Raw genomic sequence first — 286 nt, forward strand, 5'->3', positions numbered from 1 at the left:
GACGACCAGGCCCTGAGCCTTTCCGGGAATACCCTGACTCTGGAGGACGGAGGTACCGTGGACCTTTCCACCTACCTCGATAACACGGACGATCAGCAAAACACCGATTTCAGCATTTCAGGCAACGTCCTGACCCTGACCCTGGAAGACGGGGGCACTCAGACCGTAGACCTATCCGCTTACCAGGACAACACCGATGACCAGGCGTTGAGCCTATCCGGCAACACATTGACCCTGGAAGATGGCGGGACAGTGGACCTAACTGCCTACTTGGACAACACCGACG

General features: G+C 57.3%; 1 protein-coding gene. It reads left to right on the forward strand.

The annotated features are described in order from the left end of the window. The coding region (locus ACRHNM_RS16620) for a hypothetical protein (protein WP_431137735.1) at nt 1-286 on the forward strand (286 nt) is incomplete at both ends.

The sequence above is a fragment of the Psychroserpens mesophilus genome, from assembly GCF_050617655.1.
Taxonomy (GTDB): Bacteria; Bacteroidota; Bacteroidia; order Flavobacteriales; family Flavobacteriaceae; genus Psychroserpens; species Psychroserpens mesophilus_A.